9 protein-coding genes and 1 pseudogene are annotated in these 14,566 nt (G+C 47.7%); 8 read left to right on the top strand and 2 right to left on the bottom strand.

Features of this window, described 5'->3' with window-relative positions:
• Positions 1–32: 32 nt before the first annotated feature.
• Positions 33–2,468: a glycoside hydrolase family 94 protein gene (locus HPL003_RS21600; protein ID WP_014281894.1), complete on the bottom strand. Its 2,436-nt coding sequence runs from the start codon at positions 2,466–2,468 to the stop codon at positions 33–35.
• A gap of 224 nt (positions 2,469–2,692) precedes the next feature.
• On the opposite strand from HPL003_RS21600, the gene HPL003_RS21595 reads away from it, so the two are divergent.
• Both HPL003_RS21595 and HPL003_RS21590 read left to right on the top strand, forming a co-directional pair.
• Entirely contained in the window at positions 2,693–3,427 is a 735-nt protein-coding gene (locus HPL003_RS21595) for a thioesterase II family protein (RefSeq protein WP_014281893.1), read from the top strand.
• Between the two features lie 18 nt (positions 3,428–3,445).
• Entirely contained in the window at positions 3,446–4,303 is an 858-nt protein-coding gene (locus HPL003_RS21590; RefSeq protein WP_014281892.1) for a sugar phosphate isomerase/epimerase family protein, read from the top strand.
• 76 nt (positions 4,304–4,379) lie between these two features.
• Here the strand turns inward: HPL003_RS21590 and HPL003_RS21585 are convergent, their stop codons facing one another.
• A complete protein-coding gene (locus HPL003_RS21585; protein ID WP_014281891.1) occupies positions 4,380–4,748 on the bottom strand; it encodes a DUF423 domain-containing protein in 369 nt (122 codons plus the stop codon).
• 277 nt (positions 4,749–5,025) lie between these two features.
• Between HPL003_RS21585 and HPL003_RS21580 the strand changes: the two genes are divergently transcribed.
• From HPL003_RS21580 to HPL003_RS21555, 6 genes and pseudogenes are all read left to right on the top strand, one after another.
• Entirely contained in the window at positions 5,026–7,998 is a 2,973-nt protein-coding gene (locus tag HPL003_RS21580) for a glycoside hydrolase family 48 protein (RefSeq protein WP_014281890.1), read from the top strand.
• 133 nt (positions 7,999–8,131) lie between these two features.
• Positions 8,132–8,635 (top strand): ferritin, encoded by a 504-nt coding sequence (locus HPL003_RS21575; RefSeq protein WP_014281889.1) that lies wholly within the window; start codon positions 8,132–8,134, stop codon positions 8,633–8,635.
• A gap of 189 nt (positions 8,636–8,824) precedes the next feature.
• Positions 8,825–9,726, top strand: a pseudogene (locus tag HPL003_RS21570) (NAD(P)/FAD-dependent oxidoreductase).
• 196 nt (positions 9,727–9,922) lie between these two features.
• A complete protein-coding gene (locus tag HPL003_RS21565) occupies positions 9,923–10,471 on the top strand; it encodes a GNAT family N-acetyltransferase (RefSeq protein WP_014281887.1) in 549 nt (182 codons plus the stop codon).
• 57 nt (positions 10,472–10,528) lie between these two features.
• Positions 10,529–11,647 (top strand): LLM class flavin-dependent oxidoreductase, encoded by a 1,119-nt coding sequence (locus tag HPL003_RS21560; RefSeq protein ID WP_014281886.1) that lies wholly within the window; start codon positions 10,529–10,531, stop codon positions 11,645–11,647.
• 197 nt (positions 11,648–11,844) lie between these two features.
• Positions 11,845–13,971: a S9 family peptidase gene (locus HPL003_RS21555; protein ID WP_014281885.1), complete on the top strand. Its 2,127-nt coding sequence runs from the start codon at positions 11,845–11,847 to the stop codon at positions 13,969–13,971.
• Positions 13,972–14,566 lie beyond the last annotated feature (595 nt).

The following is a 14,566-nucleotide window of genomic DNA, read 5'->3' as shown; positions in this document are numbered from 1 at the left end:
TGAAGCTAATTTTTTAAGGGTTAATGTACTTGTCAACCCAGCAACACTTTAACCTGATGGATAGCACCATCTCCTGCAACCGGCAGAACATTGTCCGTAAGGACAGTACCATCTAGTGTGACTGTTGCTACACCCTTGGATATATGTTGTGGATTCGTGATTTGGATCACGTAGGTATCGCCACGGAAGACGCGAGTGATTGTAAATTCGTCCCAGGCGGCAGGGATACACGGATCAATACGCAGACCATCCCATTCCGGCTGAATACCAAGAATAGACTGGGTAATGGCTACAAAGTTCCACGCCGCTGTGCCGGTCAGCCAGGAATTTTTGGCTTCGCCTTCACGAACGGCATCCTTACCCGCAATCATTTGCGCATATACATACGGCTCGGTGCGGTGAATGTCGCTGATGTCCTCCAGATAAGCTGGCGCAATTTTGCTATACAGCTCAAATGCACGATCTCCACGGCCAACCACGGCCTCCGCCATCATGATCCACGGGTTATTGTGGCAGAAGATGCCCGCATTTTCCTTGTAACCTGGAGGATAAGAGGATATTTCACCCAGATTGATGTAATAGCGGGAATAAGGCGGATGTTGTAGCACAATGCCATAGGGTGTCTCCAGCCGATCCCGTGTAGAGTCGAGAGCTTTTTGAGCCAGACCTTCCTCAACTCCGATCCCGGCCATCACGCAAAAACCCTGCGGCTCAATGAAAATTTGGCCTTCCTCACAATCCTTGCTGCCGACTTTGTTCCCATAGTGGTCGTAAGCGCGCAGAAACCATTCCCCATCAAAGCCATGCTCTAGCGTGGCTGTCCGCATCCGATCCACATGGGCTTGGGCCGTAGCAGCTTCCTCATCTAATCCTCTGCGCTTGCACAGCTCGATAAAATCCGGTCCTGTATATACGAAGAGTCCGGCGATGAATACCGATTCCGCTGTGCGGCCCTCCAAATTTTGTGTGGTCTGATAGGACTCATCTGGTGTGGCGGAAAAACAGTTCAGATTCAAACAGTCGTTCCAATCTGCCCGGCCAATCAGTGGAAGACCGTGCGGGCCGAGATTGTTAACCACATGATAAAAGGATCGCTTCAAATGCTCAAAAAGGGTAGCGGTGTGCTCTGCATTTCCGTCGAAAGGCACCTCTTCGTCCAATATGGCGAAGTCTCCCGTTTCTTTGATATACGCAGTGGTGCCAACAATGAGCCACAGCGGATCATCGTTGAAGCCTCCGCCGACCTCGTGGTTTCCTTTTTTGGTTAAAGGCTGGTACTGATGATAAGCCCCGCCGTTATCAAATTGAGTGGAGGCGATGTCGATAATCCGTTCCCGCGCCCGCTCCGGTATTTGGTGGACAAAACCAAGCAAATCCTGATTCGAATCCCGGAAACCCATTCCACGCCCGATGCCGGATTCGAAATACGAAGCGGAACGCGACATATTGAACGTAACCATACATTGATACGGGTTCCATATATTCACCATCCGGTTCAGCTTATCGTCGTGGCTCTGAATGGTGTACTTGGAGAGCAGATTGTTCCAATAGGCCCGCAGCTCACTCAAGGCTCGTTCAACCTCGGCTTCATCCGCGAATTGAGCAATCATGGCATGAGCCTGCTTTTTGTTAATCACGCCAGGAGATTCCCATTTTTCATCCTCCGGATTTTCCACATAACCAAGTATAAAGTTAAGACTCGTTTCTTCACCTGGCTTCAGCGTGATTTCGATGCAATGTGACCCTATAGGCGACCACCCGCTGGCAATAGAGTTCGAAGCTTGCCCGGCGGTGACGGTTTGCGGCTGATCCAGCCCGTTGTACAGTCCCAGAAAAGCTTCACGGTCTGTATCGAATCCTGCCAGCGGGCGATTGACAGAGAAGAAAGCATAGTGGTTGCGACGCTCACGATATTCCGTTTTATGATAGATGACGGAGTCCTGTATTTCGATCTCGCCCGTGTTCAGGTTGCGTTGAAAATTGGTCATATCGTCATAGGCGTTCCACAGACAAAATTCCACAAAAGAAAAGAGCTTGATCTTTTTAGTCTGAGCAGAGGTATTCTGAAGCTTGACCTGATGTATTTCTCCATCAAAGGACAGCGGTACAAAAGCCAACTGCGTCGCCCGGATACCGTTACGTTCACCCATAATTGAAGTATAGCCAAGCCCGTGTCGGCACTCATACCGATCCAGCTCCCGTTTGACCGGCATCCAGCCTGGTGTCCAGTAATCCCCGTCATCATGAATATAAAAATAGCGGCCGCCGTTATCGACAGGAATATTGTTGTATCGGTATCTTGTTAGGCGACGTAAGCGCGCATCCCGGTAAAATGCATAGCCACCGCCTGTATTGGAGATCAGTCCAAAAAATCGTTCGTTGCCTAAATAATTGATCCAGGGATATGGGGTTTGAGGGGTGTGGATGACATATTCTTGTTTAGCATCATCGAAGAAACCGTACTTCATGGCGCAGAACTCCTCTCGAATTTAAAGAAATACAACCAAACACATTATTATATTCAAAAATGAAGTTGTTCTTCCTAAAAGAAGCGGTTTCCTTCCCTGATGCAAAAGATGCTTGATTTCCCCGACCTTGTTGCTTGAATTTGCAAAATATTTGAAATGGGTAAATATACCTTTTTATGCTAAAATGAAAGAGTTAGGACTCAGCATGGCAGGAGGTTGCAAGGATGACACCCATCACATTGTTTTTCATTCCATATGCAGGTGGATCGGCCTCGGTCAGCTTCAAATGGAAAAAGTTGCTACTTCCGCAGATTAAGCTTGTTCCGTTGGAGCTGGCGGGTAGAGGTATTCGTTCCGGAGAGCCGTTAAAAGACAGCATTGAGGAAATGAGCGAGGATTTACTGCTCAAGATCAGTCAAGAGATAGCCCCCGGCGATCCTTATGCTATATACGGTCACAGCATGGGAACGATGATCGCATTCGAACTGTATTACAAGCTGGTGGCTGGTGGTTATGGCAAGCCAGCTCATTTGTTTGTATCTGGGGGACGGGCACCGCATGTCCCGAGAGATTTCCCGTGGGCCCATGATCTGCCCGCAGAGCAGTTCAGAACGTATTTGCAGCGATATGGTCAGCTTTCGGAGGCCATTTTTGACAATCGCGAATTGTACGACTATTTTATCCCAGTGCTAAGAGCAGACTTCAAAGCCGTTGAGACGTATGAGTACACGGCCCCAGCCGGACCTTTGAAGTGTTCGGTCACAGCCTTGACAGGGCTGGCCGATAGCACGATGACCTTGCAGGATGCAGAGGCGTGGGGACAGCGTACGGATCAGAATTTTCGAATTTTCACCTTTGATGGAGGTCACTTTTTTATTCATGACGAGGTGGAGCAGATTACGCAAATCATTAATGAGACTTTGGAACGCAGTGCTGTGACAAGCAGAACGCAACATTAAAAAGAAGAGGTGATTTCAGTGACAGTAGGCGTATTGGCGCATTTGTTTGGCAAGTTGCCTTATCGCGAGTTGGCTGCAAAGGTAGGCGCAGCGGGCTTTACTCATGTTCAACTGGCTCCGTGGAGAGCGATCAGTGATGTGGACTTTAACAAGCCGGGCAGGTTCAGCCCGGGATTGGCACGGTCTATCGCGGAGGAATTCCGTAAGCACGGAGTATCCATATCGGTTCTTGGGTGCTATTTGCATTTTTTTGAACAGGATGAGGAGCTGCTGCGTGAAAATATAGAGCGCTTTAAAGAGTTGATCCGATACGCGAGCCTGTTAGGGGCGCCGATGGTGGCTGCCGAAGTCGGACGTAATGAAGATGGCAGCGCATACACGGAACGAGACTGGAAGGTTGTAAGGGAAGTCGTGCGTGAATTAGCCGACGAGGCGGAAAAATGGGGCGTATTCGTCGGATTGGAAGCCGCTAACGATCATTTGGTCGGAACGGCGGTAGAACTAGCTACCTTGCTGGAGGAAGTACCGTCATCCCAGATCGGTGTAGTGATTGATCCGGGCAATCTGCTAAAAACGGAAAATCTGGCACGGCAGGATGAGGTTATCCGCGAAGCGTTCCAATTACTAGGACCTCGAATTATAGCGGCCCATGCCAAAGACCGGCGTTTGTCATCGACAGGTGAGATCGAGACCGTACCGCCGGGTTTTGGTGACATGAACTATGGCTTGTACATGGAACTGCTGGAACAGTATAAGCCAGGGGTTCACATTATTATGGAAGCCGCGCAGGAGCACCAGATGGCTGAATCCAAACGCTACATCGAGGGTCATCGGTTAGCGGCTCAGAAGGTGCAAGAAGTACAGACGAAATCATAGTATTCTTTCATATTCGGGAAATGCTCAGGAGACTTGGAAGCGTCTACTTTTCCAAGTCTCTTTTCTTTAGCTATGTTTAATCTTGTATAACCGCCACAATCACAAGCACCCAGCTTGTCAAGAAAGCCACCCCGCCAATCGGGGTAATCGCTCCGAGCTTCTTCAGACCGGACAAGCTAAGGGCATACAAACTGCCGGAGAACAGGAGAATACCTGCTAGCATTACCCAGCCTGCGGTAACAATCAGAGAAGAATGGACCCAATTTCCTGCAACTACTCCGAGCAGAATCAAGCCCAAGCCATGAGCAATATGATATTGGATACCTGTCTGGAATATGCTCATCATGTCTGCGGAAAGTCTTTTTTTCAAAGCATGTGCTCCGAATGCTCCCAGAACTACAGCTAAAAACATCATTATACAACCAAGCAATAGCAAAACTTTCATGTTTTAACGCCTCCCTGTAAAATAGTACCGATTCCAATGGGATTCGTCAATTTTCGTTGTGAAGCTCTAAATATATAGAATTTTTCGACTCTCATTTGATGTCTAATGTGGTATATTTTTTCCAGGGCCAATGCGAAGCATTTGGAGCTATAGACAGCGTGTCCTCCACCTTTTTTATGGGAAAGCGAGGTGATGATGCTGTCTTTTTGTGTTGTCGTTTCTCGAAATAAAATCTTATGTAAAGTCAAAATTGATAATGGAGAGGGTGAATGCAAAAGTGATTAGTAAAAAATCCGTGTTCAAGAAATCTGTCTCTATGGTTATGTCAGCAATTTTGGTACTTCCTTTATCCATAGGCTTATTTCAGGCCGAACCCAACCGTGCATCAGCTGCAACGCCAGAATCGACACGCTTTCTTCAATTGTATAAACAGCTGAAGGACCCGGCTAGTGGATATTTCTCAAAAGAAGGTATCCCTTATCATTCCGTTGAAACACTCTTGAGTGAAGCTCCAGACTACGGGCACCTAACGACCTCGGAAGCCTACAGTTACTGGATGTGGCTGGAGGTACTGTATGGTAACTATACTGGGGATTGGGGACATCTGGAATCCGCATGGGACAACATGGAGAAATACATCATTCCAGGTAAGGAAGAGCAGCCGACAATGAGTAACTACAACCCGAACAGCCCTGCTACTTATGCCGCAGAATACTCGCAGCCGGATCTGTACCCAAGCCGTCTGAGTGATCAGTATAGTGCTGGCAAAGATCCGCTGGATTCCGAGCTGAAGGCAACCTATGGCAATAATCAGACTTATCTGATGCACTGGCTGCTGGACGTGGATAATTGGTACGGCTTCGGCAATCTGCTGAATCCGTCGCATACAGCAACCTATGTGAACACTTTCCAGCGTGGGGAACAGGAATCGGTATGGGAGGCTATACCGCATCCATCGCAGGATAATCATAAGTTTGGCAAGTCTAATGAGGGCTTTATGAGCCTGTTCACCAAGGAAAATAATGCCCCGGCACAGCAATGGCGCTACACGAATGCTACTGATGCGGACGCACGGGCAGTCCAAGCGATGTACTGGGCTAAGGAATTGGGTTATGATAATTCTGTATATTTGGATAAAGCCAAAAAGATGGGAGACTACTTGCGTTACGGCATGTACGATAAGTACTTCCAAAAAGCAGGAAGCGCTTCCAAAGGAAGTCCGATTGCTGGTACGGGCAAGGATGCCAGTTTTTACCTGATGGCATGGTATACGGCTTGGGGAGGCGGACTTGGCCAAAGCGGCAACTGGGCTTGGCGGATTGGCGCCAGCCATGCGCATCAGGGCTACCAAAATGTCGTCGCAGCGTATGCTCTGTCTGATAAAGACGGTGGATTAATACCGAATTCGCCAACGGCGGGACAGGACTGGGCGACCTCGCTGAAGCGCCAACTGGAATTTTATACGTGGCTGCAATCCGATGAGGGAGCCATTGCAGGTGGAGCAACGAATAGCTGGGATGGTGCCTACAAGGCGTATCCGTCTGGCACAAGCACCTTCTATGGAATGGCTTATACAGGCGCTCCTGTATACCAAGATCCACCGTCCAACAATTGGTTCGGAATGCAGGCTTGGCCGGTCGAGCGGGTTGCCGAGCTGTACTACATTTTAGCCAAGAAGGGGGATACTTCGTCCGAGCAATTTAAAATGGCTAAACAAGTGACGGAAAACTGGATAGCATGGTCCAAGAGCTATGTATTTGCCAACGAACGGCCTGTGACTGACGCGCAGGGCTATTATTTGGATGCTCAGGGCAAGCGTATTCTAGGTGGCAAAAATCCGAAAGTGGCTACTACAGCAGCTAAAGGCGAGTTCTGGTTGCCGAGCGATCTGGAATGGAGCGGAAAGCCTGATACCTGGAGCGGATTTGCCAATCATAAAGGGAATACCAGTCTTCATGTGGTAACAAAGAAACCGGTGCAGGATGCAGGAGTGCTAGGCAGCTATGCTAAGGCACTTACTTTCTTTGCTGCTGGAACAAAAGCTGAAAAAGGAGACTATTCCGAATTAGGCAAGGAAGCTAAGGATCTGTCTAAAGCTTTACTTGATGCTGCATGGAGTTATAACGATGGTATAGGTATTACAACGAAGGAAGCACGCGAGGAGTATTATCGTTATTTCAGTAAAGAAGTGTATATTCCGAACGGCTGGAGCGGTAAAACTGGACAAGGTAACACGATCCCTGGCAAAGATGCTACCCCGTCTGATCCGTCGAAGGGCGGTAATGGTACGTATTCCACCTATAGCGATATTCGTCCTAATATCACTAAAGATCCGCAGTGGTCTTATCTTAAAGACAAATACACGACTTCCTGGAACAGCCAGACCCAAAAATGGGATAAAGGAGCTCCGCAATTTACCTATCATCGTTTCTGGGCCCAAGTGGATATGGCAACGGCTTATGCCGAGTATGACCGTCTTATTAACGGTAGTGGACCAACCGAGCCGACAGCTCCCAAAGCTCCGGCAAATGTGAAAGCAAGTGCCGGGGATGCTCAGGTCACACTGAGCTGGAGCAAAGCGACGGGGGTGGACAACTATACCATCAAGCGCTCCACAACCAGTGGAGGACCTTATACCACGGTAGCAACGGTAACGGATAGCACTTACAAGGATACAGGTGTGGTGAATGAAACCACCTATTATTATGTAGCGAATGCGACCAACTCCTTGGGAACCAGCCCGGATTCCGCCGAGGTCAGTGCCAAGCCTACGGCAGCAGCCATTCCGGCAACGGGAGATGTGGTTGCCCAATACCGCGTGGGCGACACGAACCCGGGAGATAACCAGATTCGGCCACTATTCCGTATTGTAAACAAGGGTAAAGAAACTGTTGATCTGAAGAATGTCAAGCTGCGGTACTATTATACTGTAGATGGCGACAAGTCACAGGAATTCCATTGTGACTATGCACAGTTCGGCAGCGGCAACGTTCAGGGACGCTTTGTGAAACTGGATAAAGCCGTTACAGGCGCAGATTATTATCTGGAAATTTCCTTTGGAGCTGGTGCAGGGAGTCTGGCAGCAGGGGCAAACACAGGGGATATTCAGATTCGTATGAACAAGACGGACTGGAGCAACTATAACGAAAGTGATGATTTTTCCTATGATGCGACCAAAACGTCTTATGCAGATTGGGACAAAACGCCTCTGTATGTGAACGACCAACGTGTATGGGGGCTGGAGCCTTGAATGTAAAATAATCTTGAATGATACGGGCGCAATGCGAGGGTGCTAAAACTCACATTGCGCTCGTTTTTATGATTGATTTCGTGGTACACTAAGATCGCTACATCATTACATAATGACCGAGGTGACCTGAGACATGAAAGACAATTTGGCACAGGCTCTAAATGAGCAAATGAATTTTGAATTTTACTCCGCTCACGTATATCTGGCGATGGCTGCTTATTGCTCCGGCGAAAGTCTGGATGGGTTTGCAAACTTTTTCCTGGTACAAGCTGAAGAGGAACGGTTTCATGCGATGAAGCTATACAAATATATTAATGATCGCAGAGGGCGAGCTACTTTGGCGGCATTACCAGAGCCTAAAAATAGCTACGATTCCATGTTGGACGTATTTGAGCACGGCTACAAGCATGAGCAGCAAAATACGCAGAAATTTTATCATTTGGCTGACTTGGCGCTGGACGGACGTGAGCATGCGACGATCCATTTCCTGAAATGGTTTATTGATGAGCAAGTCGAAGAGGAAGCTCTGTTCGACAATGTAATTCAGAAGCTCAAACGGATTGAAAGGGATAGTAACGCTTTTTACATGCTGGACAGTGAGTTTGCCAAACGTAGTTTTACAGCTCCTGCGGAATAAAGAACATGCGGATTTCGTCTGAATGCTAAGGATATGGCTGGCATGCTATGAGACGAGGAATTAGAAAAGCCCGGTTTTCGGGCTTTTTTTGCGTTTTTTTATGATCAGGCCCAGCTTGACACATTAGCAGATTCAAGGATATTATAGATATAATAAATCTTTAATATCCGCTTAAAGGAGGTGAGCATCATGATTTACGATTGTGCTATTATTGGCGGAGGACCCGCCGGATTGAATGCAGCCCTTGTGCTTGGCCGGGCAAGACGAAGTGTGGCTTTGATCGACAACAACCAGCCCAGAAATGCCGTTACGCATGCGTCGCACGGCTTTATTACAAGAGACGGTGTAACACCGGCCGAGTTCCGTCGTGTTGCTTATGAGGAAGTACTGCGCTATCCGTCTGTTGCTCATCTGCAAACCGAGGTGGTTTCGATTGACAAAGCTGAATCCGGATTTGAGGTGCTTGATTCGTCAGGCCTTCGCGTTCAAGCGCGAAAACTGATTTTGGCGACGGGCGTAAAGGAGATATTTCCCGAGATCGAAGGCTTGTATCCACTATACGGAAAAAGCTTGTTTAATTGCCCCTATTGCGACGGCTGGGAGCTACGGGATCAACCGCTTGTCGTTGTGTCGGAATCTCCGGGTATCTATCATACGGCCAAATTACTCCTTAATTGGAGCAAGGATGTGGTCGTCTGCACGAACGGCCACGATACCCTGTCAGACGAGCAAAAAAAATGGCTTCAATCAAAGGGAATTGTAGTGATGGAGCAGCCAGTTGCGGCTTTCATCGGCCACAATGGACAGCTTGAGCATGTTCGCTTTACGGATGGAGCTCAAGTCTCGAGGGCTGGTGGTTTCGTGGCTCCCAAATTTGTGCAAAGTGCACCGTTTGGAGAACGTTTGGGCTGCGAAAAGCTGGAGTCGGGCGGGATCAAGACGGATGAATCAGGAAGAACCTCGATACCTGGTGTATACGCCGCCGGGGATTCTTCATACTTTATGCCTTCCCAATTGATTTTGCCGCAGCCGACGGCAGCCGAACCGGTATGTGTGTTAACATGGATTTGACGGAAGAAGATTTTGAATAACTGTCATGATGATCATGATTGTTTCTTCAAAAATCTGCTAATCTGTGATCACTTTCGTCAGGTTATCGTTATTTTAAATATGCTTATAGAAAAAATTAATTTGCTGCTGGATTGTGAGCATGCTACAGTTATTTTATCTTTTATTCCTGATTAAGTAGATAGGATTAATGATTTTATACAAGGGAGGCGGGTTCACATGAGCGAAATCTATCGTCTGGCACAACAGGAAGATGCGGAGAGATTGCAGTACGTGACTTACGAGGCGTACGAAACGATTCGGCAGTTGGAGCTTAAATGGCCTGCCGCTCAGGCAGATATTCCTCTCATTCAGGAAAACATTAAAAATAATGACTGCTACGTGCTGGAAGTCGATGGCGTAATTCAGGCTACAGTTAGCCATCTCAAAAATAGAGCTCTAAATTTTATAACGGATCTACCATTTGTCATGTGGTTTGCCGTCAACCCGGCTGCCCAGGGCAAAGGTTACGGTCGCAAGCTGCTGAACTGGGTAGAGCAGACTATTATCCGTGATCAGGTGGGAGCTCCTGCCGTTACGCTGGCAACAGCCGAAAAGCATCCCTATCTGCTGTCTATGTATGAGCGTTGGGGATATGAGCGTATTCATGCGTTTGACCATGGTACAGGAGACGGAACGATGCATTTGCTGCGTAAAATTGTGAATCCCGAATTATTTGAAACGTATATTCGTGAAAAAAACGAAGCCGAGACCGCTAACCGCAATTAGACGCGATCACCGGGACTGGACGAAGCCGATTCGTTCTCCGAAAGGGGTTTTCATGGAATGAAGTTTGTGTTATTCAGCCTGATGGCTAATCTGCCCAATGCGATTACCGGAGAAACCTGGAGCTCGCAGCAAAAATTCCAAAATGTAATCAAGCAGGCTGTTCTCGCAGAGGAGCTTGGTTTTGATGGATACGGTGTGGGGGAGCGGCATGGTGCGCCTTTTCTGTCATCCTCACCTCCGTTGGTGCTGACTGCTATTGCGGCGAGAACCGCACGGATTCGTCTGCTGACCATGGTGACGGTGCTTAGCGTGCTGGACCCGGTACGCGTGGCAGAAGACTATGCGACATTGGATCATTTATCAGGCGGGAGATTAGAGATTATTATTGGTAAAGGTAATGATCCGCGCCATTATCCGTTGTTTGGAATTATGGAGGAAGAACAGTGGGACTCGCTTGCCGAGCGCTATCGTTTGCTCAAACGGCTGTGGAGCGAGGAGGAGGTTACGTGGGAAGGTAGCTATCGGCCACCGTTGCATCAAGTCACGACACAGCCGCGTCCATATCAGCAGCAGATTCCGATATGGCACGGGAGTGCTTCCAGTACACTATCGACCGAACTGGCAGCGCAATACGGGGAGCCCATATTTTCCTCGAATTCTTTCCATCCACAGGCCAAGTATAAAGCGCTTATTGATCATTACCGCGAACGGCTTGCCCATTACGGGCATGATCCGTCTCAGGCCGTGATTGGTGCCGGGGCAGGAAGTCTGTACTTGGCGGATACGGATGAGGAAGCGATTCGGCGGTATCGTCCTTATTATGATGCCTACCACTCGACAGCGGCAGCTCAGCACAATCAGTCGCCCTTCACGAGCCTGGAGGATAATATTCGTAACGGTCCTGTTCTGATCGGCTCTGCGGAGAGCGTTCTTGAGAAAATACGGAACTATCATACTGCGTTCGGTCACCAGGTACTCAGTATCAGCGTGGACGGGCTGGGTGAGCAGGAGCAGCTCGAACAGCTACATCGGTTTAGCGAGGATATCATGCCGGTGCTACGGCGGGAAATTCCGAGCACGATTTGGCAGCATGGGCCGAATCTTGATGACGGAAGCAGGTCTATTGCCGTCGTAAAAGATGATACGCCACCCGTATCTCCTATTTTTCAGCTATAGTTGTTGACTTCATGAAAGCATCTGCTGTATGGTGCTTTTAGGTCCGTTGTGACCAAGGGATAAAGTTTTAGTGTTGTAATATGTATAAATCAGTTCCACATAATTACTTTTTATGAAAATAGAAAATACTCACAAACTTAATCGGATTAATATATTTTGAATCTTGTAGGGATCCGATGATTTGAGGAGGAATTTTTTTGAGCGACCCGCAATCCAGTATAACTAAACGCCATATAACAGCGGAGGATTTATATCAACTTCGGTGGGTCAGCGATCCTGCTGTCCATCCCGGCAACGGTGCAGTCGCTTACGTAGAGCAGTATATTAATGAAGACCGGACAGACTATAATTCTGACATCTGGCTTTTGCCATCAGAAAACTCCGAGCCGTTGCCCTTCACATACGGGCCGAAAGATGAATCACCCGTCTGGTCGCCTGACGGATCACAGCTTGCTTTTCTCCGTACACTGGAAGGTAACCGTCAGGTATGGATCATTCCAGCATGCGGAGGAGAGGCTCGGCAGCTTACATGGGCAGAGAAAGGCGTTCATTCATTGGCTTGGTCACCGGACGGAGCCTACATATCCTTTATCGCAAAAACCGCAGAGAGTCTGTCATCCCCGACATCCGACACTGGAAAACAGGAGGTACATAGACTTCAAACAGTCGAACACGGTCAGATCGGTACATCCAAACAGGGTGTGAAATCAACCCATCCTCCTTTATCCGCTAGTGCAAAGTCTAACGTGCAACCGAAAGGACAGGTCGTTAACCGAACAAAAGCCAAGTCCGATGGCTACGGGCTGTGGGATGATACGCGTAATCACTTATATGTGACTGATCTAAATTCAGGGGACACCGTCCAACTGACGTTCGGCGCGTACGATGTGGCTGAACCTGTCTGGTCGCCGGATGGCAAGCTTATTTTATTCGTGGCCAGAATAGCGGAGCAGGCAGAAGAGGACACGGATTTACGCAAGCAGAATGATTTGTTTACGATAGCTCCTGTTATTTCAAAAGGAGGTACGGCAACACTACGTAAGATAACCCGGTCCCAGCTGCAAATCGAGAGTGCTGCATACTCTCCCGATGGTTCAACGATTGCTTTTTACGGACATGATCGACATGCTAAAGGCGCGACCCAGACCAGATTATACATCCTCCCTTCGAGTGGTGGATCGGCAGTATGCGTTAGTGAAACGCTGGACGCTCACCTCGGTAACGCAGGTATGAGCGATATGCGCTCACACCTGCGTATAGGACCGCCACGCTTCAGTGCGGACGGTCAATCCCTATTTACGCTTGTAACCCGTGAAGGAAATGTGCATATATATCAGTTTGCACTGGATGGAACCTTTACGGTTTTGACGCAGGGAGACAGAGAAATTTACCAATTTACGCTCACTCCGAACGAGCAGCATATTATTGCAGCTTCAACTCATGTAGCATTGCCGGGCGATTTGTTTCGAATTACGATCCCTTCTGGGACAGAGGAACGGCTGACGCAGGTGAATGACTCGCTGTTTGAAGAGATCGAGCTAAGTGTGCCTGAGAGCTTTTGGACTGAGGTCGAGAATGGTCGGCAGGTTCAGGGGTGGGTGATGAAGCCTGTCGGTTTTGAGGAGGGAGTAACTTATCCCGCTATTTTGGAAATCCATGGCGGTCCCCATGCGATGTATTCCAACTCTTTTTTTCATGAGTTTCAGTTGCTAGCAGCGCAGGGATATGCGGTCATTTACACCAATCCGGGAGGAAGCCGAGGGTATGGCCAGTCTTTTACCAATGTCGTTCTTGGCGACTACGGCGGACGAGATTACACGGACCTGCTGAGTGCGGTAGATGAGGCCATTCGTCAGTTTTCATTCATTCATCCAGAACGGCTAGGTGTTACAGGGGGGAGCTACGGGGGCTTTATGACCAACTGGATTGTCGGTCACACTGACCGTTTCCGTGCAGCCGTGACCCAGCGCTCTATATCCAACTGGCTATCGATGTATGGAGTGAGCGACATTGGCTACTCATTTACAGAAGACGAGGTAGGCGGTAATCCGTGGGACGATTTCGAAGTCTTGTGGAGGCAATCCCCACTGGCATATGTTAACCAAATAAATACACCACTGCTTATTTTGCACGGGGAGCAGGATCTTCGTTGTCCCATTGAGCAGGGTGAGCAGCTATTTACAGCACTACGGCGATTGGGTAAATCCACGCAATTTGTCCGTTTTCCAGGCTCAAGCCACGAACTTTCACGAAAAGGGCATCCGCAGCTTCGTGTAGAACGACTGCAACGAATTACAAATTGGTTTGTCAAGCACCAGATATAGCACAAAATCCGTTTCTTGCACTTACGACACAGAAATTTTTACAAAAATTCATTAAAAAATTACAAACAATGCCTGATTTTTAGACAAAAAAGGCATTGTTTGTGTGTATAATAGACTTATAGATTATAACGTCATACTTTAATTTACTTTTATGTTTATGATAACATAAAAACATTCATATATCGCATTTTTTTCTTATTAAAGGAATTTAAAAAAATATTGACATTTTTCGAGTCCATATTTATTATATAAATAAAATATTTCGCATTTAATGCTTATTTATGGAAAAAAACATCCTGTATGACCTCAGCAGTTTCTCATCACATTCATCTATGATGCTGAATTTTAGGTTCCAAACCTGAAATTCCAGTATACTCCAAGGTTTTTTACACTTCCAAGTCTACTCACACACCTGACTTTTGATCTCAGTCACACCACGAATGGAAACTTCATAACCAATTCACTTTTACAAGTCGATTACTGTTTTTTGGCAATCCGTTTTGTTGGTTTTTGCTGCATCTATTTCCAGATCTCCACATCTCGATATCTCCATACATATGTACATTAACACCTGAATCGTAAAAACATTTTTGTT

The organism is Paenibacillus terrae HPL-003, assembly GCF_000235585.1.
Classification (GTDB): domain Bacteria; phylum Bacillota; class Bacilli; order Paenibacillales; family Paenibacillaceae; genus Paenibacillus; species Paenibacillus terrae_B.
The sequence above is the reverse complement of the archived record's forward strand: the minus strand, read 5'-3'. Positions and strand labels throughout refer to the sequence as shown.

Bases quoted from the DNA above. Each gene is read 5' to 3' on its own strand.
- HPL003_RS21600 (WP_014281894.1), bottom strand. From the start codon at position 2,468: ATGAAGTACGGTTTCTTCGATGATGCTAAACAAGAATATGTCATCCAC.
- HPL003_RS21595 (WP_014281893.1), top strand. From the start codon at position 2,693: ATGACACCCATCACATTGTTTTTCATTCCATATGCAGGTGGATCGGCC.
- HPL003_RS21585 (WP_014281891.1), bottom strand. From the start codon at position 4,748: ATGAAAGTTTTGCTATTGCTTGGTTGTATAATGATGTTTTTAGCTGTA.
- HPL003_RS21575 (WP_014281889.1), top strand. From the start codon at position 8,132: ATGAAAGACAATTTGGCACAGGCTCTAAATGAGCAAATGAATTTTGAA.
- HPL003_RS21565 (WP_014281887.1), top strand. From the start codon at position 9,923: ATGAGCGAAATCTATCGTCTGGCACAACAGGAAGATGCGGAGAGATTG.
- HPL003_RS21560 (WP_014281886.1), top strand. From the start codon at position 10,529: ATGAAGTTTGTGTTATTCAGCCTGATGGCTAATCTGCCCAATGCGATT.